Genomic DNA, 19,699 nt, shown 5'->3' with positions numbered 1-19,699 from the left:
CGGCGCTCGACTTCGATCGCGAGCGGATCTCCGCAGCCGCGCGCCCGGAAGCGCTGCTCGCTCTCGGGCTCTCAGCGCGCCCTCGCCGGGCGCAGAAGGGATGTTCATGTCTCGCGAGGCCGCTTTCTCTGCCGACCTGGGGGCGGGACCACGCCTCGAGGTCGCCGGCGGCACGGTGACCGGGACGGACCACCTCGCGGTGGGGCGGCCCAACCAGGATGCCTTTGCCTTCCGGGCCGAGGGCGGCTGTCTGGCCGCGGTGGTCTGCGACGGCTGCGGCAGCGGCGCGCGCAGCGAGGTCGGCGCCGCGCTCGGGGCGCGGCTCGTGACCGAGCAGGTGCTCGGCGCGCTCCGGCGGGGCGCAGATGTCGAGTCGCCGGAGACCTGGGAAGAGGTGCGGCGCGGGGCGCTCGCGCCGCTCCGGGCGATGGCGGCCGGCATGGGCGGGAGCCTCGCCGAGGTCGTGTCGACCTACTTCCTCTTCACCGTGGTCGGCCTCGCCGTCTCCGGGGACAGGGCGTGCGCGTTCTCCCTCGGCGACGGCCTGATCGCCCTCGGCGACGAGCTCCTGCGGCTCGGCCCTTTCCCGCGGAACGAGCCCCCGTACCTCGCGTACGGTTTGCTCGAGCGCCCTCCGGGCGGCGAGGCGCCGCGCTTCACCGTGCACCGCGCCTTCCCATCGAGCGCCCTCCGGACTGCCCTGCTCGGCACGGACGGCGCGCTCGATCTCCTGGAGTCGTCGTCCCGGCAGATCCCGGGCGGCGGCGGCGCGGTCGGCCCGCTCTCCAGGTTCTGGGAGGACGATCGCATGTTCGCCAACCCGGACGCGGTGAGGCGGCGGCTCGCGCTCATCAACCGCGCGGTGACGCGGCCGGTGTGGAAGGAAGAGCGGATGGAGCGCGAGGGCGGGCTGCTGCGCGACGACACGACGCTCGTCGTCGTGCGGAGGGCGCAGGGCGCGCGCGATTGACCCGCGGCCCTGCGCGGGATCGCGCGGATCGCGGCGTGGACAACGAGGCTCTCGGGGCGCCCGGAGGAGGCGAAGGTGGACGTTTATCTCGGTGCAAAGCGGGTTCGGCTCGACCCTCGGGCCTCGATCGGCAAGGGCGGAGAGGCGGACGTGTTCGACCTCGGCGACGGCCGCGCGCTCAAGGTCTGGAAGACGCCCGATCACCCGGATTACGCCGGACAGGACGCCGAGCAGCGGGCCGCGCAGGACCGCATCGAGCGCCACCAGGACAAGCTGCGCGCCTTCCCCGGCGCGCTGCCCGCCCAGGTGATCGCGCCCGCCGAGCTCGCGACCGACAGATCGAAGAAGCGCATCGTGGGCTACGCCATGCGCCTCGTGCGGGGCGCCGAGCCGCTCCTGCGGTACGGCGAGCCGTCGATGCGCCACGGCGGGCTCTCGTCGGCCGCGGTCTCCGAGGTGCTCGCGGGGCTCCACCGGACCGTGGAGGCGATCCACGGCCGGGGCGTGGTGATCGGCGACTTCAACGATCTCAACGTCCTCGTCGCCGGCGGCGAGGCGTTCGTCATCGACGCCGACAGCTTCCAGTTCGGCCCATTCCTGTGCCAGGTGTTCACCGAGCGCTTCGTCGATCCGCTGCTCTGCGACCCTTCCCTGCCCCGGCCGGCGCTGGGGAGGCCTTATTCGCCGGACTCCGACTGGTACGCGTTCGCCGTGATGGTCATGCAGAGCCTGCTCTGCGTCGGGCCGTATGGCGGCGTCTTCCGGCCGCGGTCCGCGGCGGCGCGCGTGCCCGAGTGCGCGAGGCCGCTCCGCCGCATCACCGTGTTCGACCGCGAGGTGCGGTATCCGAAGCCGGCGATCCCCTACCGCGTGCTGCCCGACGATCTCCTCGACGCGCTGTACCGCGTCTTCGTCAAGGATGAGCGCGGCGTCTTCCCGCGCCGGCTGCTCGAGGGGCTCGCGTGGAAGCGGTGCGCGTCGTGCGGCGTCGAGCACGCGCGCCCTGCCTGTCCGACCTGCGCGGGCGCGGCGCCGGCCGCCGTCAAGGCGTCGACGGTGGTCCACGGCGAGGTGCTCGCGACGCGGCTCCTGAGCACGCGCGGGGTGATCCTCGCCGCGTCCGCCGGGCCGGGCGGGCTCGCTTATCTCGTGCACGAGGGCGGGCGGTTCCTGCGGGAGGACGGGTCGGTCGTCCTGTCCGGCGCGCCCCACCCCGCGATGCGGTTCGCGGTGCAAGGGCGGGTGACGCTGATCGGCCGCGCCGGCGAGCTCGTGGTGCTCTCGCCGGGAGCGCCGCCCGAGCGGATCCAGGTGGACTGCCTGGGGACGAGCCCCGCGTTCGGCGTCAACGAGCGCGCCCGCTACTGGACCCGTGGCGGCAAGCTCCTGCGCAGCGGCAGGCCCGGCGCCGCCGCCCTCTCGGGCGAGGCGGGCGCCGTCGCGATGGGCGATGTCCTCGCCGGGCAAACGGTGTTCTGGGTCGGTCCCCGCTTCGGGCTCGGCTTCTACCGGGCCGGGAACGTCTCGATCGCGTTCGTCTTCGACGCCGAGCGGCCGGGCCTCAAGGACACGGTCAAGCTGCCTTTCCCCGGCGGCAAGCTCACCTCGGCCACCTGCGTGTTCGACGGGGCGGCGCCGCGCGCCGGCCGCGGGCGCGCGTGGCTCTTCCTCGCGGCCGAGCTGGCCGGCCGGACGGTGCATCGGTGCATCGTCGTGGGCGAGGACGGCGCGGTCGAGGCCGTCGCCGACGGCGAGGGGGGCGGCGGCTCGTGGCTCGGGGCGCTCACGGGCAAGTGCGCGGCGTCCGGCTTCCTGCTCTCGGCGACCGACGGCGGCGTCGTCCGCGTCGAGGTCCGCGGGGGGGCGCTCGTGGAGACGCGGCAGTTCCCCGGCACCGAGCCGTTCGTCACCCAGTCTTCCCGGCTGCTCGTCGGGCCAGAGGGCCTGTTCGTCGTCGACGCCCAGGCGATCACTTTGCTTCGTATTGCGTAAACCAACGCTGACCTGATCGGCCCGCCTCCGCGGGCCGCACGAGAGGAGAGAGAGACCATGACAACGACAGAGCTCCCGCTGCCCGCCTTCTACGATCCGAGGAACGCCGAGCGGTGGGGTTACCACCCCGACGAGACGGCGCTCCACGGCGCCGCCGCCGCGTGGCGGAAGGCGCACGGCGTCAAACCGTCGGCCGCGGACGCGCGGAACGTGCACCTCCTGCTCATCGACGTGCAGAAGGACTTCTGCTTCCCGCAGGGGTCGCTCTACGTCGCCGGCAGGAGCGGCACGGGCGCGGTCGACGACAGCCGCCGCATCGCCGAGTTCATCTACAAGAACCTCGCGTCCATCACGAACGTCACGGTCACGATGGATACCCACTTTGCGTACCAGATCTTCTTCCCGGCCTTCTGGGTGGATCGCGAGGACCGGCCGCTCTCGGCGCACCGCGAGATCACGACGGCGCAGATCGACGCGGGGGAGGTGCGGCCGAACCCGGCCGTGGCGCGGTGGCTCTGCGGCGGGAGCTATCCGTGGCTGATGAAGCAGGTCCGGTACTACTGCGAGGAGCTCGAGAAGGCGGGCAAATACAAGCTGTACCTGTGGCCGCCGCACTGCATCCTCGGCAGCGACGGCCACGCGCTCGCCGGCGTCGTGCACGAGGCGCGGATGTTCCACGCCTTCGCGCGCGGGGTGCAGTCGTGGGTGGAGGTCAAGGGCGGCAACCCGCTCACCGAGAACTACTCGGTGATGCAGCCCGAGGTCCTGACGCGCCACGACGGCCAGCCGCTGGCGCAGCGGAGCACGGCGTTCCTGAAGACGCTGCTCCACGCGGACGCGGTGCTCATCGCCGGCCAGGCGGCGAGCCACTGCGTGCGCAGCTCGATCGAGGACATCCTGACCGAGATCGCGCTCACCGATCGCGCGCTCGCGAAGAAGATCTACGTGATGACGGACTGCATGTCGCCGGTCACGGTGCCCGACGGCAAGGGGGGGTTCGTCGCCGACTTCACGGCCGAGGCGGACAAGGCGCTGAGCCGGTTCGCCGCCGCCGGGATGAACCTCGTGAAGAGCACCGACCCGATCGCGCGCTGGCTCGCCTAGCGCAGCGCTGACCGCGCGGTGAAGCGAAGAAGAGGAGAGAGGCGATGATCATGAGCAAAGACGACGGTAAGACGATGAATGGCGGTGGCTCGCTCGACATCGAGCAGCTGTTCGAGGCCGCGCGGGACGAGGGCGCGCTCTCGCCCGAGGCGATGCAGGCGCTGCACATCACGGACCTGGGCGCCCAGATCCAGGCGGGCTTCGGCGTGCAGGTGGACGACGTGACGTCGTCGGAGGTGGTGCTCGTCACCGTGATGCCCGACGACTCGGGATCCATCAAGTTCGCCGGCAACGCCCGGGCGGTGCGGGACGGGCACAACCTGGTGGTGAGCGCCCTCGCCGACTCGAAGCAGCGCGACTCCATCCTCGCGCACAACCGCTACCTGAACGGGACCGTGCTGTATCCGTATTGCCCGATCGCCCAGGCGGTGAAGATGGACATGAAGAACTACGACCCCGCGCTCGGCACGCCGCTCTACGACCAGACGGTGGTGCTCCTGGGAACGGTGATCGCGAAGGCGCAGGAGTTCGCGCTGAGCGGCGTCCCGGCGCGCACGGTCACGCTGATCATCTCGGACGGCGCCGACGCGGGATCGACGTGGGCCAAGGCCAAGGACGTGTGCGCGCTCGTCCGCGACATGCGCCGCGCCGAGGCCCACATCGTGGCGGCGATCGGCATCGACGACAAGAACACCGACTTCCGCGCCGCCTTCCGCGACATGGGGATCGAGGACCGCTGGATCCTGACGCCGAAGAGCGACGCGGCCGACATCCGCAAGGCGTTCGCGCTGTTCTCGCAGTCGGCGGTGCGCGCCAGCCAGGGCGGCGCGTCGTTCTCGAAGACGGCCGCCGGCGGCTTCGGCGCGTGAGCCGCGTCAGGCCGCGGCCGCCCAGGGAAGGACGCCGTAACGGCGGCGCAGCTCCTCGACGTCCACGTCCATGACCGACCAGAAATCCCAGTCATCCATCAGGTCGATGTTCATCTTCGTGCCTCGAACGAACGAGCGCACGAGATCATCGGCGAGCCCCGGCGTCGCCAGCATCCCCTGCTGCGACGGCGCGAGCACCGTGAGCTTTATCCCTTGCTGGAGCTGGACCAGCAGGAACACGAGGATGCCGAACGGGTTCTCGCGGCGATACCCCGCCTGGAAGGCGATCGTCAGCGCCTCGCTGCGGAGGTCGGTGCCGTAGCCGGCGATGATGTGGCTGAGATCGTGGGAAGCTCGCGAGGTTCCTGGCGAGCCCGGATGCGCCGCCCTCGTCGAGCATGCGCCGCACGCTCTTGCCGAGCAGCGCGTTGCGGCTGATGTCGATGCGCAGGAGGAGCAGCCGCCGCTCGTAGAGGCGCTGGAGCTGGCGGACCGCGGGCGGGCGCGCCCCGAGCGCCGCGGCGAAGCGCTCGACCTCGAGCAGCTCGCGCTCGTCGATGCGCTCGCCGCACAGGGTCATCGCGCAGAGGCCGCTCACGAGCTGCTCGCGGAGCGCGGGCTCGCGGACGGCGGCCGCGAGCGCCTCGGGCGCGATCGGGGCGAGCGCGTCGATGTCGTGCGCCGTGTGGAGGAGGTGCCGCTGCACCGCGGCGATCGCGTCGCGCCGCGGCCCGTCGAGGGGACCGGCCGAGGTGAGGACGCCCTTGATGGCACGCAGACCCGCGTGCGCCTGCTCTTGGCTCGGAATGAGGTAGGTCATGCCGGAGAGGATGAGGACGAGCGCGCGCCCCGTCCTTGACCGGCGGCGCCAATGTGTTGACCGGGCGCGCCGCCAGGGCGGCTCGCGGGCAGCGGCGCCTCGAGGGCCTCTGTCCACGCCGCTGTCCCGTTGTTCTGTCCCGGGAGTACGCGCCCGAGAGCGTGGTGCCGTAGCCAGATCGCGACTCACCGCGCGCGGGGCGGCCGTGGTACGGTGGGCGTCGCTTCTCCGCCGCTGCTGGGCCGCGCTCGTGCCTCGCAGATCGCGGAGCGCGGATCGACAGAGGGCCTCGATCGCGCAAACGGGCGACGACGTGCGCCTTCGCCGCGACAGCCGGCAATCGACAGGAGAGATGGGGGGTGGCCATGAGGTTTCAGGTCGCTTGTACGAACCGTGATAATCCCGAGATCGATCGCGAGCTTGGACGCGCAGAGACGGTGAGCGCCGACCGCGCGGACAGCAGCGATGGGCCGTTCGCGGTCCCTCGACGACCCCGGGTCATCACCGCGACGCGGGGCAGCGCCGGAGAACAGACGATGCTCGACGGTCAGGAGGCGCCGAGCGCCCGCGGGATCGTCGAGCACCTGCTCAAGAGCAGGCCGGGGGAGTACGACAGCCGGGCGGCGCAGCTCCTCGCCACCGCGTCGGCGTGGGCGTACTCGGATATCGACACCTTCACCAGGATCATGGGCCGCCGGGGCCTCCAGGGGGCGACGTGCGTCGAGGTCTCGCTCACCAACGAGGAGCTCTTCGTCGACACGAGCGCATACCTCGTCCAGAGCCCGTGCAAACAGCTGGCGATCCTCTGCTTCCGCGGGACGAGGCTGAGGAACGTGATCACCTGGCTGACGGACGCGGCCGTGAAGCCGGAGCCGTTCCACGCGGCGGGGACGGTGCATGGCGGCTTCTACCGGGCCGCCCGGGCCGTGTGGTCACCCCTCCTGGTGATGCTGAGGGGCGCGCTCCACGGGCGCCGCGTCGACGACGAGCTCTCGCGGGAGATCGAGAGGACCGCCGTCCGCTCGGTGACGCTCGACGGGCTCGTGCGCAGCGTCGACGAGGCGCGGCTCGACAAGGTCCTCGAGGAGGTGCGCGCGGTCAAGAAGCTCATCGTGCAGGACGCCAGGGAGCGGCTGCTGGACAAGGTCGCTCCGGAGAGCGCCGGCAGAGGGCGGCCGGAGGACGCCCCCGCGACGCCCGGGTGTGACGAGAGCACCTCGTCCGCGCCGTCGGCGGCCCTGGCGCCCCACGCGGCGGCTGGACATCTGCGCGCGCGCGAGGCCGGGCCGAAGCGCGCGGAGAAGCCCGAGCTGAAGGCGCTCTACATCACCGGCCACAGCCTGGGCGGCGCGCTGGCGGTCCTCGCCGCGTCGCAGCTCTTCATGGCCAACGAGGCTCCGGAAGACGCGGTGGAAGACCTCCAGGCGCTGCAGGGGAGCCTGCGCGGCGTCTACACCTTCGGGCAGCCGATGGTCGGCAACAAGGTGTTCGCCGACAAGCTCGGCCGGTGCTTCGGGGACAAGCTGTTCCGTCATGTCTACGGGGTGGACGTGGTGCCGTCGCTCCCGCCGATCTCGACGGGGGCGTTCTCGCATTTCGGCCAGGAGCTGCGCGCCAACGGGTCCGGCTGGGGCGAGCACGCCGGGAAGGTGAACCAGACCTGGTCCGCCACCTTGGGCCTCGCGCTCGGGGTCGCGGCCTTCGTCATCGAGCAGCTGCCTTTCCTCCACTGGATCAAGCTGCGCTTCTCGCTGGCCGACCACTCGCCGCTCACCTATCTGCGCGTGTCTCAGCGGAGGGACTCGGTGACCGAGTTCGACTGACCGGGCCCGCCTCCGCGCCGTCAGGCGGTGTAGCTCTCGCCCTCGTCGCCGAGCCTCCGCTGCAGCGTCCGCGCGCTCATGCCGAGCGACGAGCAGCTCGGCCGCGTGCAGGCCGAACGCCGGGTCGCGCGCGAGCTCGGGGACGCGGGTCCACGCGCGGACGACGGTGTCGTGGGGGACGCGGGCGGTGGGATCCTCGAGCAGGGCGGGGTCGACGCCGGCGACCGCGAGGGCCTCGCGCGGGTCGACGCCGGCGCGCGACGCGGTGAGGACGCAGAGTCGGATGGCCTTGATGCAGCCGGTGGGGCCCATGGCGCTCGCCCCCTGTCGTATCCGATCTTGCGCCCGCCATCACGGCGGCGCGCCGTCGCGCGGGGGCGAGGCGGCGCGCGGAAGCTCTCCCCTCCCCTTGCCGTCCGCGGTGACGCCTGGTAGCCGTGCCCGTCCTGCGGCCCTCATCGCCTCGCGGCGGCGCCGGCGCGCGCGGGGCTCCGAGGTGGTTTCCGATGGCGGTCGTGCGGTGGAGAGCGTTGGAGCGGCGCGTGACCCAGCACTCGCCGTGGCGGAGGATCGAGGACGTCACCTTCGAGCTCCCGGACGGGCAGATCCGCACGTTCTCGCTCAAGAAGGAGGGGCGGGTCGTCTGCGTCCTCGCCATCTCCCGCGAGGAGCGGGTGATCCTGGCGCGCCAGTACAGGCCCGGCCCCGATCGGATCCTCGACGAGCTCCCCGGCGGCGGCGTCGAACCAGGCGAGACGCCGGAGGACGCGGCCGCGCGCGAGCTGCTCGAGGAGACCGGGTATGTCGCCGGGCGGCTCCTGCCGCTCGGACGCCCGCTGGAGTGCGCCTACTCGACCATCGAGCGCCACGCGTTCCTGGCCGTGGACTGCGTGCGCGGGGGGGCGCAGACGCTCGACGAGACCGAGTTCATCGACGTGATCGAGAAGCCGATCGAGGATTTCGTCGCGCAGCTCAGGGAGGGCGCCTGCACGGATCCGGAGGTCGGGTGGATGGGGCTGTACGAGCTGGGCTGTCTGAGGGCGAACGCCTGATCCGCGCCCGCCTCCCGCGTCGCGGGCGTCGCGAGCCCTGCCGGGCGCCGGCTGGGCTATGCTGGAGCGCATGCGCAGCAGGCACGACCACGTCCTCCTCGCTCCCGGCGCAGACGCGTCCGGCCGCACGCTGAAGGCGCCCTCGTCCAGGGCGCGCCCGCACGTCGACGACCGGCTGGCCCCGCCCGAGACGCGGGTGGAGTACCTCGACGGCGCCGAGATCTTCGCCGCCCCGGCCGACACGCCGCACGCGACGCAGCATTTCGATCTGACCTATGTCCTCGGCGCCCACGTCGCCCCGGGCTACCGGGGCGCCGTCGACATGCTCACCCGGGCCGACGAGGGCAGCGATTACGCGCCCGACGCCAGCGTCTTCGCGCAGAAGCCCGACCGGGGGGGCCACCGGCGGCTGGAGGAGCTGGCCTTCGAGGTCAGCGACAAGCAGGCCCTCGCCGTTCCGACCAGCAAGGCGCGCCGGCTGATCGATCGAGGCGTGCGGCGGGTGTTCTGCATCCTGGTGAAGCAGCACCGGGTGCTCGAATGGTCGCGCGAGACCGATGGCTGGCGGACGCTCCCGAAGGATGCGGTCATCGAGGACCCGTGCCTCGTGCGCCCGCTGCCGCTCCAGGCGTTGCTCGACGCCGCGTCCTCGGACGACGCCGTGGCCCGCGCGCTGCTCCAGAAGCGCGTGCCCGCGCTCGAGGCGGCGCTCGCAGAGGGCGAGGCGCGCGGGGAGGCGCGCGGCGTGGCGCTCGGCGAGGCGCGCGGAGAAGCGCGCGGCGTGACGCTCGGCGAGGCGCTCGGCGAGGCGCGCGGAGAGGCGCGCGGCGCGCTGCTCGGCGAGATCCGGATGGCGCAGGATGCCATCACCACGGTGCTCCAGGCGCGCGGGGTCGCCGTGCCGGCCAAGGTGGCGCGCACGATCGCCGGCTGCGACGACCCGAGCAAGCTGCGCCGATGGCTCAAGCGCGCGGCCACCGCGGCGACGGCGGCCGAGGTCGTCGCGGGCACCCGGCGCAAGCGCTGAGGGTCGGCCGTCAGTCGGCGCCCCCGCCGCGGCGCACGAGCTTCTTCTCGCTCGTGCGCCGCTTGTCGTCGAGCCGCCTCGCCTTCGACGCCCGCGTCGGCCGCGTCGGCCTCCGCAGCGCCGGCACCTCGAGCGCGCGCAGGATCAGCGCGCGCAGCTTCTCGCGCGCGTCGTCCAGGTTGCGCTGCTGATCGCGCGTCAACTGGCTCACGATGAGCAGCCGCCCTTCGGCGTCGAGGCGGCCGCGCGCCAGCGCGCGCAGCCGCGCCTTGGCGCCCTCGTCGAGCTCCGGCCACGCGGCGAAGTCGAAGCGCAGCTCGACCTTGGAGGCGACCTTGTTGACGTTCTGGCCGCCGGGCCCCGACGCGCGCACGGCGCTCCAGCTGAGGAGCGCGGCCGGGGCGGTCAGCGCATCGTTGACGACGAGGGGGTGGGACACGGCGGCTCGCTCCTCCCCGCGGCGGGCGTGAGCGCCGCGCGGGGCACCTGACGCGTAGCACGCGCCGGCCCGCGGCGAGAGCGCAGCGCAGGCTGTCGGCGGCGAGAGCGTCGCTGCGCGCCGCGAGAGCGTCGGCTGCCCGCGGAGCGTCGGCTGCCCGCGGAGCGTCGGCTGCCCGCGGAGCGTCGGCTGCCCGCGGAGCGTCGACCGCCCGCGGGGCGCTGGCTCCCGGTGGAGCGTCAGCTCCCCGCGGCCCCGCCGCCGGGATCCCCCGACCGGGGCGGGACCTCGACCAGCCGCGCCTCGTCGCGCTTGCTCAGCTTCGCGCCTTGCCGCGAAGCCCCGTAGACGTTCGCCCCGTCGAGCTCCGCGTCGCGCAGGTCCGCCCCATCGAGCCGGGCGAAGGAGAGGTCGGCCCCGCGCATCCGGCTGGCGCGCAGGTTCGCGCCCGAGAGATCGGCGCGCACGAGGCGGCAGCCGCCGAGATCGGCGCGGTGGGCGATCACCCGACCGAGCGACGCGCCGTCGAAGCGCGCCTCCGCGAGCCGCGCCTGCCGCAGATCCGCGCCGGTCAGGCGAGCGCCCTCGAGGTCGGCGCCGTTCCCCTGGGCGCGCTGCAGGTTGGCGCCCGTCAGGTCAGCGCCCGCGAAGACCGACGACGCGCAGCTCGTGCGCGACAGGTCGGCGCCGGTCAGGTCGGCGCCCTCGAAGCGCGAACCGTCGAGCTTTGCGCCCTGCCAGACCGATCCGGGCGCGGCCGCATCCTGGAACGAGCACCCCGTGAGCTCCGCGCTCGGCGCGCGCGCGTTCCCCAGCCTGGCCCGGTCGAACGCGGCGCCGGCGCCGCGCGCGTCGTCGAGGCGGGCTTCCGGGAGCGACGCGCCCGTGAACCGCGCTGCCCCGAGCGAGGCGCCGGAGAGGTTGGGGGCGAGCAGGTCCGCGCCCTCGAACGAGGCGCTGTCCCAGACTCCCCGCGCGAAGCTCGCCCGCGCGCCGGTCACGGCCGCGAGGCTCGCCCCTGAGCCGCGGGCCGAGGCGAGGATCGCCTCGTGCAGCGTGGCGCCGTCGAGCCGCGCGCCCTCCAGCACGGCGCGCGACAGGTCGGCGCGGGTCAGATCCGCGCCCGAGAGGTCTGCCCCGCCGAGATCCGCGCCGGCGAGCTTCGCGTCGGCGAGGCGCGCCCCGGCGAGCTTGGTCCCGCGCAGGCTCGCGCCCTGGAGATCGAGCGCGGACAGCGAGGCGCCGCTCAGGTCGAGCCCGCTCAGGTCCGCGTGCGCGAGCTCGAGCCCTCCGAGCAGCTCGCCGGCCCGCAGCCGCGCGATCACCTCGGCCCGCAGGCGTTCGTCCGCGGGGTCCACGGCAGCGGCGCCCGCGGCCGGTGCCGCGCCGGCGGCGCCCGCGGGGTCCGGGGGCGCCACGACGCCGGCCGCCGGCGGATCGGCGGCTCGAGGCACGACCGCCGGCGGCGCCTCCACCGCCGGCGGCGCCTCCACCGCCGGCGGCGCCTCCACCGCCGGCGGCGCCTCCACCGCCGCCACCACCCGCGGCGCCTCCACCGCCGGCGGAGCGCCCTCTCCGGCCGACGTGCTCCCGGCCGACCCAGCTGCCGATGGCCGCAGCGGCACAGGCGCGTCCTCGGTCTCCGGCACGACCTCCTGCGCGTCCGGCGGATCGAGGTCGACGAGCGCGGTCGCGCTCTCGTCCATCGGCCGGAGCAGCGCGGCGGGCCTGGGCTGCAGCGCGGGCTCCGGGGGAGCCCACGGCGCTCCCGGGATGGGCGCGGCCGGCTGCGCGGGCGACCCGGGCGGCGCCAGCGCGAACGGCGCGAGCGGCGCCTGCAGCTGCATCGCCAGCTCCGCCGGGTCCTGCATCCGCGTCTCCTCGTCCACGAGGGTGGCGCCCGACCACCGCGACGGCCGCGACTCCCGCGCGGCGCTCGCGGCGGGCCAGGCCTGCGCCTGGGCTGCTGGGCTCGGCAAGAACGGCAGCACCGGCGCGCTCGACCTCGACGCGCCGCCGACGGGGAGCGTCGTGCCGAGATCGCCCGGCGCGCTCGACCTCGACGCGCCGCCGACGGGGAGCGTCGTGCCGAGATCGCCCGGCGCGATCGGTCGGCCGTGCGGCGAAGGCGCGGCCTGCTCCAGGCTGGGCCACGAGAGCGGATGGCCCGGCATCTCGAGGCCGGCGCACACCCGGATCGACGCCCCCTCCTCGGCGCGCTCGAGCGCGAAGCTGCCGCGCCACACGATGGAGCAGATCTGGCGATCCACATCGATGACGAGCGTGTCGGCGGCCAGATCGACGGGCTGCCCCTGCCCGCCCCCGCCCGCCGGATAGCGGCGCGCCATCGCCCGCGCCGCGGGGAGCTGCGTCTGCACCCGCGGCAGCTCGGGGTGCAGCCCGTCGAGCACGAGCCACTCGTCCCCGTGCAGGAACGGCAGCTGCTGATCGGGCGGCGCCGCGTGAAAATAACGCCAGTCGAAGCCCGCCGTCGGCCCGGCCTGCTGCGGCTCGCCCCCCCGCGGCTCCGCGCCGCCGAGCAGCCGCTGCCGCGCGGGCCACCGCGGCGAGATCGGCCCCATCCCGGCCGGCCGCGTGGGCTGGACGGGGTCGAGCAGGTTCGGCAGCGCCGGCGCGGCGCTGGATGCGGCGCCGACCCCCACGGGGTTCTCGGGCACCCCGGGCCCGCCGAAGGCGCGCTCGTAGACGAGCGGCATCCGCTGGAACGGCTGCGATCTCCACGGCGGGACGGGGGCGCGATCCCCGACGATCTTGAGCCGCTTGTCGAGCAGGCGCGCCTCCCCGCGGTAGATCGCCAGCCGGGCGATCATCGTCGCGATCGGCTGCCCGCCCGGCGCGTAAGCGTGGCCGGTCAGCACCACCCCCACGCTCGGCAGGTACGGCGCGACCTCGCTCGCCGCCTCGAGCGAGCCCGAGGGCCCGTGACGGTCCTCGCGCACGATCGAAAGCGGCGCGATGGGCCAGGCGAGGCGATCGTGCGCGAGGGCCAGCGTGGCCTTGACGATGACCGTGACCCGCTGCGCGCTCCCGGCCTGCCACAGCACCGAGCCGCACGAGACGGCGTTCAGCGCGACGACTTGGACAGGCCACGGCGAGGTCACGTGCGGCGGATCGGGCCCGGCGAGGCAGACGCGAGGGCGAGCGTCCACTCTAAGCCCGCCGCCCCGCGGACGACAAGCGCGAGCCGTAGCGGGCTGCCTCGGTCCGCGCCCGATCGAGGCACGAAGCGACACCGCGCGGCGCCGCTTTCCTGCGGAGCGCTTCGGGGCTGGCGCGGGCCAGCCCACACCCAGGCCTCGGCCGCGCCGACCGCGTCTCGTGTCCGCTTTCCGCTTTCCGCTTTCCGCTTTCCGCTTTCCGCCCTCGGCGCTCAGCCCGCGGCCATCGCGGGCGCGGGGGCGCCGTCGCGCCGGACGCGGCGGTGGATGAGCTCCTCCAGCCAGCGCTCGAACGCGTTGCCCTCGCGCTCGTCGGGGTCGTCGCGGATCACCTCCACGCCCTTCTCGGCGCGGCCGCCGCTGCGCTCGATGACGGTCTCGACGAGCGAGGTCCACGTGTACGTCTGGATCGCCCCGCCCAGCGTCTCCATGACCAGGAGGTCGGCGAGCGTCGAGGCGCGGTTCCACGTCTGCACCTCGAAGCGCACCGACCCGTCGCCGCCTGGCGCGGGCTCGGCCAGGAAGCGCACGGCGCCGGCCAGCGGGTGGCCCTCGAGCGTGGCGAGGGTGATCGCGCGGGGCGAGACCTCCTCGACGCGCACCTGGACGTGCCCGCGCAGCGGCAGGGCCATCGTGAGCGTCGCGCCCGGCGCGATGCGCGTCGGGCTCTCGGGCTCGGCGCCGACGACGACCGTCTTGCGCGGCGTCAGCTCCGGGAACTCGTCGCGCACGAGCGCGATGAGCCCCTCGGCGTCGAGGCGCGCGCCGCGGATCACGGCGCGGTAGATCTTGCGGTGCATCGGGCCGAGCCCCTCGGACGGGAGCCGCTCCGGGAGCGAATCGCCGAGCTTGGCCAGGCTCTCGTCGAGGGGGGTCGCCTTCACGCCGAGCACGTCGAGGGCGTTCTCGCGGCCCTCGGGGATGACGTTCCCCTCGGTCACCATCGTGATCTGGTCGGCGTTGACCGGCGTCTCGATGCCGAACTTCGCCGCGAGCTTCGCCCCCGTCGACTCGATCCACGCCGGCAGCGGGATCCGGGTCGGGTGCCGGTCGGTCATGGCCTCGAAGCGGTCGAGCACCTGGTTCATCGAGGTCAGCTCCGGGCCCGCCAGGTCGAGCTCGCGCCCCGCCAGGTCGGCGCGCTCGGCCGCCATGGCGAGCGCCTCGCCGCAGTCCTCGCACCAGATCGGCTGGAACGGGTCGTCGCCCTTGCCGACGAGCGGCACGACCGGCAGCGTGCGCACCATCTTGAGCAGGAGCGAGATCTGCTCGTCGCCCGGCCCGAAGACGTTGCCGGGCCTGAGGATGATCCACGCGCGCGAGAAGGTGCGGGCGATCTCCTCGCCCGCCTTCTTCGAGCGATGGTAATCCGACTCGCCGCGATCGGCGCCGAGCGACGAGACGTAGACGAAGCGCTGGACGCGCGCTCGCTCGGCCTCGGCGACGATGTTGCGTGTGCCCTCGACGTTCACGCGCTCGAACGTGACCTGCGGAGGCCGCTCGGCGACGGTCGCCGCCAGGTGAATCACCGCGTCGCACCCGTCGGCGGCGCCGCGGATCGACGCGGCGTCGCCGATGTCGCCGTCGAACGCCTCGACGTCGCCCTCGAACGGCTTGCGATCGTCGCTCGCGTGGCGCGACAGGAGCCGGACGCCGTGCCCTCTCCGCAGGAGCCGCCGCACCACCTCCGGGCCCACCACCCCTGTGCCGCCGGTCACCAGAACCTTCATCATCCGTTCTCCTTCTGCACCCATCGGATGGGCGACGACAGGCGAAGGCCGTGCCAGCCCCGGCTCGCGGCGTGCCCGGGACTTGCTTGCAGGCGCGGCATGAGCCCGCGCATCACCGGCGCGCAGCGCCCCGGCACCGCCTCGCCGCGCGGAGGCGCCTCGCAGGGGCCGCTCGTCACGCCCGACGGCCGCTACCTGATCGTGCGCGGGCGCCTGTGGCGTCGGGCCAACCCCGCGCTGCCGGAGGACGCGCGGAGGCGCCTCGTCTCCGATCTCATGGCGGCGCGGCGCGAGGTCGGACGCGCGCTGCGCGCGGGCGACGCGGGGGCGCTGCGCGCGGCCCGCCGTAGCGTGAACGAGGCGAAGATCGCGCTGGGCGAGCGGGGACCGCCGTGGTGGAGCGACGGCGCGCCCGACGAGAACCGACGCTTGGTCGCGTCCACGAGCTACGCGCGCTGGTACGACGCGCTCTGCGGGGAGGAAGGGCTCGCGCGGTAGCGTCTCCCGTGCAGGGCGAGCCTGCCGCTTCGCCTATCCGGCGAGGACCTCATCGAGCGAGCGGGCGCTCATCGCCCGCAGCAGCCAGCGCTGCAGCGTCGCGGGGTCCTGACAGGCCAGCAGACGCGCGCGCGCCTCGTCCGGGCACGGGATGCCGCGCATGGCGAGCGCGGCCAGGAGGGCCTCTCGCAGGCCCGCCATGGCCGCCTCGGCCTGCACCTGCGCCTGCTCCGCCTGCGCCTGCGCCTGCTCCGCCTGCGCCTGCGCCTGCTCGGCCCTCGACTCCAGGCTCGCCATCATCCCCTTCAAGCGGCCGATCAGATCCGCGGATCCGAACAGCTCGGCCATGCCGTAGAAGAACTGCAGCCGGTCGCCGACGACCGCCAGATCGAGGCCCAGCACCGCCGAAGCGTAACGCCCCATCTGCGGCACGATACGCTGGTAGCGCTCGGCATCCGGCGCGGGCAGCCGGTAGCCGTGGACCTGCTGCCGGAGCCGGTCGTAGACGAAGTACTCCGGGATCCCCAGGCGCGCGTAGCGCTCGACGTTGGCGACGAGATCCTTCTTCCGGTCGCCCTGGTGCAGCACCTCCAGCACCATGCTCAGCCCCCTGCCCTCGTCGGCCACCACCCACGCCATCCGAGGGTCATCCTCGGGCTGCGGAACATCCAGCACCGCGAGGATGTCCGGCGCGAACACCTCTTCGCCCGGGTACAGGACCGCCAACTCCTCGGCGAGGTAGATGGCGCGCCCCGTCGTCCCGAAGTGCAGGGTGAGCATGTCGATTGCTCGCCCCTTGGCCTTGTGGTGGGGCCGACCTTCGGCCATGGCGCTCTTCGGGTCCGACAGGGCGTCGAGGATCTGCACCAGCAGGCGCTCGCGCTCAGCCGGCGTCATCGCGCGCCATTCGGCCTCCGTCGGAGCAATCGGCGGGGGGGCGGGCGGCCGCGGCGTTCCGGAGGCGGGTTGGACCATGCCGAGGACCTTAGCACCGTCCTCGCCGAGATAGCGGCGGCAGAAAGGACAGCGCATGTCGGATTCCCCTGCACGAGCCGCAGGCAGCGGACGTAAGCGGGCTCCGCGCCGCCGGGGTCGCTCACGTGCGCCCGGCAGCCCGGGTCGGGTCGGCGGTGGGCGCCCCGACCTGGCCAGCGCCCGGGACGCAGCCGAATCGCGGCGAGGGACGGCGCCCGTTCGTGTATAGGTACCTGATGACCGCCCCGCTCCTCGCCAGCGGGAGAGCGACACGCGGGAGAGAGATGGTAGGACCACGACCGAGGACGACTCCGCATCTCCGGCGAGCGCGCCGGTCTCGGCGGGCCGGACCGTGAACCAGGGAGGACAGGGCAGATGAAGATAGCGACCTCGGCGTCGACCGCAGCGACGGCGGGCGCGGCGTTCGACGAGGCCATGTCCGCGCTCCACGCGCGCCTCGGCGCAGCCCCCGACCACATCTTCCTGAGCTACACGGAGCGTTATGATGTGGACGAGCTCGCGCGCGCCACCGCGGCGCTCCCGGCGTCGGTTCGCGTCCACGGCTCGAGCTCATGCCTGTCCGTCATGACCTCTGCCGGAGTCCACGGCATGTCCGGTCCCGGCCTCGCCCTGCTCGGGGTCGCCGACGCGCAAGGTGCTTATGGAGTCGCCGCCGAGCCGATCGGCGGGGCGCCGCGCGAAGCGGGCGCGCGCGCCGCGCGCCGCGCCATCGAGGACGCCGGGCGAGCCGGCGAGCTCCCGGCCCTGTTCTGGCTCACCGCGCAGACCGGCGCGGAGGAGGACATCCTGCTCGGCATCGCGGACGTGGTCGGCCCCAACGTGCCTGTGTTCGGCGGCTCCTCTGCAGCAGACTCCCTCGACGGGCAGCAATCCCAGCTGGAGCGCGGGCGCGCCTGCAAGGGATCGGCGCTGCTCTCCGCCCTCTACCCGTCGGGGGAGATCTCCTATGCATTCAGCAGCGGCTACGCCCCCACCGAGCACCGCTGCCGCGTCACCCGCGCCGCGGGCAGGCGCCTGCCCGAGATCGACGGGCTCCCGGCCGCCGAGGTCTACGACCGATGGACCGGCGGCCTGATCTCCGCGCAGCTGGGCGGCGGCACCATCCTGGAGCAGACCGCGCTGCACCCGCTCGGGCGGCCCTCGGGCTGGATCGGCAAGGTCCCCCAGTTCCTGCTCATCCATCCGAGCACCGTGGAGGAGGACAAATCCATGACGTTCAGCGCGAACATCCACGATGGCGACGAGCTCGTGCTCATGAGCGGATCGCGGGAGAGCCTGATCGGCCGAGTCCGCTCCGTGGTCGACGCCGCGCTGGCGTCCGCGCCGCGCCCGTTCCGCGCGCAGGGCGCGCTCGTGATCTTCTGCGCGGGGTGCATGCTCGCCGTGCGCGACGAGCTCGACCGCGTGGTCGAGGGGGTGATCGCGTCGCTCGGAGCGACACCCTTCCTGGGCAGGTTCACCTTCGGTGAACAAGGGTGCTTCACGCGGGGCAGGAACCAGCACGCGAACCTCTCCATCGCCGTCCTCCTGCTCGGGCAGTGAGATGTGATGGAGGACGAGGCTGCCCGAGAGACCATCGCCGAGCTGCAACGCGCGCGCGAGGAGGAGCGGGCGCTCCGCCTGGAGGCCGAGGGGCTGGCGGAGGCGCTCCTGCTCTTCACCGAGCCGGGGACCTTCGCGGAGACGCTGGCGCGCATCGTCGAGGCGACCGCGCGGACCGTCGGGGCCGCCGCCGGGCTCGTGATCGCCTTCGCCGAAGGCGCTGACGGCCACGTCGTCGCCTCCACCGATCCGCGCCTGTCAGCCACCGTGTGGCGGCGCGGGCCCGCGTTCGATCGCGCCCTCGCGGGCCGGCCGGTGGCCAGCTTCGACCTCGCCCAGCTCGCCGAGTGGCAGCGCCAGCCGGCGTCCGTCCTGGAGCGGTGCGGCTCCGCGCTCCACGCGCCCCTTCAGGCCGGGCCAGAGCGGGCGTTGCTCGTGCTCACCCATCCCGCCCGCGCCTACTTCGACGCGCGCCATGTCAGCCTCGTCCGTCGCCTCCTGCCCGCGGCCTCGCAGGCGCTCGCGCGCGTCCGCGCGGAGGAGGAGCTCGCCCGGGCACGCGAGCTCGCCCACGAGCGGGAGATCCAGGAGAAGCTCACGCTCATCGAGCACCAGCGCGCCGCGATGCGCGCCCTGTCCGTGCCCATCCTCGAGGTGTGGAGCCAGATCCTCTGCGTCCCCGTGATCGGCTCCATGGACGAGGAGCGTTGCGGGCACCTGATGGAGCGGCTCCTCGCCGCCGTGAACGCCACGAGGGCGCGCGCGGTGGTCATCGACGTCACCGGGCTCGACCGGATGGAGGCGAACGCGCTCACGCTCTTCTTGCGCGTGGCGGCGGCGGTGAGGCTCCTCGGCAGCGCCTGCGTGCTCGCCGGCATCGGCCCCGAGGTCGCCCGGGAGCTCGCGCGGGAGGGCTTCGCGTGGGGCGACATCACGACGCACCGCCGCCTGCACGACGCGCTGCGGACGCTGCTCTCCGCCCGCGTGCGTAGTAGCCGCTCGCGGGCGTAGTAGCCGCTCGCGGGCGCAGTAGCCGCTCGCGGGCGTAGATAGCGGCCGCCGGCGCATCGGCCAGGTGGACGGCGCGCCCAGCCCCGCGCGCCGCCCGCCGGGCCCGCTGCCCGCGTGCGGCTCAGGACGCCTTGCGGCGCGCCGAATCCCACCCGCGCCGGACGGCGCTCTTGGCCTCGTCCCACGTGCGCCCGCTCTTGAGGTCGTTCCACTCCTCCCGGAGCTTGCTCTCGACCCGGTCGTCCCAGTCGCGGTGCTCGGTGTACTGGCTCGCCGCGCCCCAGCCGTAGCGCAGGCCCGGCTCGACGTCGTCCCAGTCGCTGTTCGGCACGTGCCGCGGCGGGATCGGCTGCTTGCCGAGCGCCTGCTTTACCGTGTCGTCCACGTCCTGATTGAGCTCCTGCCCCTTGTTGTTGGTGAAGTCCGCCTTGGTCTGCTCCCAGTCGCGGCGCAGCGCTTCCTTCACGCGCTCCCAGCCGGACGTCTTGTGCTCATCCCACCACCTCGGATTGATCGACTGCGTCATGGATACCTCCCATCGGGCGCGCGGAAAGGGGCCAGCACGGAGGCCGAGCCCGGCGCGTGAGGGGGGCCGTTACACGAACGGTGCCGCCGCGAGCGCATGCAGAAATGACCAGGAAATACAA

General features: G+C 73.8%; 17 protein-coding genes and 1 pseudogene. 10 read left to right on the top strand and 8 right to left on the bottom strand.

The annotated features are described in order from the left end of the window. Positions 1–106: 106 nt before the first annotated feature. From WME98_RS38445 to WME98_RS38430, 4 genes are all read left to right on the top strand, one after another. On the top strand, positions 107–970 hold the full coding sequence (locus WME98_RS38445; RefSeq protein WP_437946695.1) for a protein phosphatase 2C domain-containing protein: 864 nt from the start codon (positions 107–109) through the stop codon (positions 968–970). A gap of 75 nt (positions 971–1,045) precedes the next feature. Continuing rightward, entirely contained in the window at positions 1,046–2,962 is a 1,917-nt protein-coding gene (locus WME98_RS38440) for a hypothetical protein (RefSeq protein WP_437946694.1), read from the top strand. Positions 2,963–3,019: 57 nt separating this feature from the next. Next, a complete protein-coding gene (locus WME98_RS38435; RefSeq protein ID WP_437946693.1) occupies positions 3,020–4,066 on the top strand; it encodes a nicotinamidase in 1,047 nt (348 codons plus the stop codon). 44 nt (positions 4,067–4,110) lie between these two features. Next, positions 4,111–4,935: a hypothetical protein gene (locus WME98_RS38430; protein ID WP_437946692.1), complete on the top strand. Its 825-nt coding sequence runs from the start codon at positions 4,111–4,113 to the stop codon at positions 4,933–4,935. A gap of 6 nt (positions 4,936–4,941) precedes the next feature. On the opposite strand, the gene WME98_RS38425 is transcribed toward WME98_RS38430, so the two are convergent. Then, positions 4,942–5,109, bottom strand: a complete 168-nt coding sequence (locus WME98_RS38425; RefSeq protein ID WP_437946691.1) for a hypothetical protein — start codon at positions 5,107–5,109, stop codon at positions 4,942–4,944. Continuing rightward, positions 5,081–5,755 (bottom strand): hypothetical protein, encoded by a 675-nt coding sequence (locus WME98_RS38420; protein ID WP_437946690.1) that lies wholly within the window; start codon positions 5,753–5,755, stop codon positions 5,081–5,083. The genes WME98_RS38425 and WME98_RS38420 overlap by 29 nt, the downstream gene beginning before the upstream one ends. Before the next feature lie 437 nt (positions 5,756–6,192). On the opposite strand from WME98_RS38420, the gene WME98_RS38415 reads away from it, so the two are divergent. Further along, positions 6,193–7,578, top strand: a complete 1,386-nt coding sequence (locus WME98_RS38415; RefSeq protein ID WP_437946688.1) for a lipase family protein — start codon at positions 6,193–6,195, stop codon at positions 7,576–7,578. Positions 7,579–7,731: 153 nt separating this feature from the next. On the opposite strand, the pseudogene WME98_RS38410 reads toward WME98_RS38415, so the two are convergent. Further along, positions 7,732–7,890: pseudogene (locus tag WME98_RS38410) on the bottom strand (AraC family transcriptional regulator ligand-binding domain-containing protein); the annotation flags it as partial. Between the two features lie 230 nt (positions 7,891–8,120). On the opposite strand from WME98_RS38410, the gene WME98_RS38405 reads away from it, so the two are divergent. After that, the gene (locus WME98_RS38405; protein ID WP_437946686.1) at positions 8,121–8,630 is read left to right on the top strand and encodes an NUDIX hydrolase; all 510 of its coding nucleotides are present in this window, start codon (positions 8,121–8,123) and stop codon (positions 8,628–8,630) included. 70 nt (positions 8,631–8,700) lie between these two features. Next, the gene (locus WME98_RS38400; RefSeq protein WP_437946685.1) at positions 8,701–9,657 is read left to right on the top strand and encodes a Uma2 family endonuclease; all 957 of its coding nucleotides are present in this window, start codon (positions 8,701–8,703) and stop codon (positions 9,655–9,657) included. Between the two features lie 10 nt (positions 9,658–9,667). On the opposite strand, the gene arfB is transcribed toward WME98_RS38400, so the two are convergent. The 3 genes from arfB to WME98_RS38385 all read right to left on the bottom strand — a co-directional run bounded on the left by arfB (position 9,668) and on the right by WME98_RS38385 (position 15,008). Continuing rightward, a complete protein-coding gene (gene arfB / locus WME98_RS38395; protein ID WP_061623050.1) occupies positions 9,668–10,096 on the bottom strand; it encodes an alternative ribosome rescue aminoacyl-tRNA hydrolase ArfB in 429 nt (142 codons plus the stop codon). A gap of 239 nt (positions 10,097–10,335) precedes the next feature. After that, positions 10,336–13,266: a DUF2169 domain-containing protein gene (locus WME98_RS38390; protein ID WP_437946683.1), complete on the bottom strand. Its 2,931-nt coding sequence runs from the start codon at positions 13,264–13,266 to the stop codon at positions 10,336–10,338. Between the two features lie 221 nt (positions 13,267–13,487). Beyond that, positions 13,488–15,008, bottom strand: a complete 1,521-nt coding sequence (locus WME98_RS38385; protein WP_437946681.1) for a DUF1990 family protein — start codon at positions 15,006–15,008, stop codon at positions 13,488–13,490. Between the two features lie 96 nt (positions 15,009–15,104). Here WME98_RS38385 and WME98_RS38380 point away from each other — a divergent pair, with 96 nt between their 5' ends. Next, on the top strand, positions 15,105–15,503 hold the full coding sequence (locus WME98_RS38380) for a hypothetical protein (protein ID WP_437946679.1): 399 nt from the start codon (positions 15,105–15,107) through the stop codon (positions 15,501–15,503). A 33-nt stretch (positions 15,504–15,536) separates the two neighbouring features. On the opposite strand, the gene WME98_RS38375 is transcribed toward WME98_RS38380, so the two are convergent. Further along, the gene (locus tag WME98_RS38375) at positions 15,537–16,400 is read right to left on the bottom strand and encodes a Uma2 family endonuclease (protein ID WP_437946678.1); all 864 of its coding nucleotides are present in this window, start codon (positions 16,398–16,400) and stop codon (positions 15,537–15,539) included. Positions 16,401–16,853: 453 nt separating this feature from the next. On the opposite strand from WME98_RS38375, the gene WME98_RS38370 reads away from it, so the two are divergent. Both WME98_RS38370 and WME98_RS38365 read left to right on the top strand, forming a co-directional pair. Further along, complete coding sequence (locus WME98_RS38370) at positions 16,854–18,041, top strand: FIST signal transduction protein (RefSeq protein WP_437946676.1); 1,188 nt, start codon at positions 16,854–16,856, stop codon at positions 18,039–18,041. 6 nt (positions 18,042–18,047) lie between these two features. Continuing rightward, a complete protein-coding gene (locus WME98_RS38365; RefSeq protein ID WP_437946675.1) occupies positions 18,048–19,052 on the top strand; it encodes an STAS domain-containing protein in 1,005 nt (334 codons plus the stop codon). Positions 19,053–19,173: 121 nt separating this feature from the next. On the opposite strand, the gene WME98_RS38360 is transcribed toward WME98_RS38365, so the two are convergent. Next, positions 19,174–19,578, bottom strand: a complete 405-nt coding sequence (locus WME98_RS38360) for a hypothetical protein (RefSeq protein ID WP_061629006.1) — start codon at positions 19,576–19,578, stop codon at positions 19,174–19,176. Positions 19,579–19,699 lie beyond the last annotated feature (121 nt).

It is taken from the genome of Sorangium sp. So ce296 (assembly GCF_051529605.1).
GTDB classification, from domain to species: domain Bacteria; phylum Myxococcota_A; class Polyangia; order Polyangiales; family Polyangiaceae; genus Sorangium; species Sorangium cellulosum_D.
This window is presented reverse-complemented; position numbering and strand designations above follow the sequence as displayed.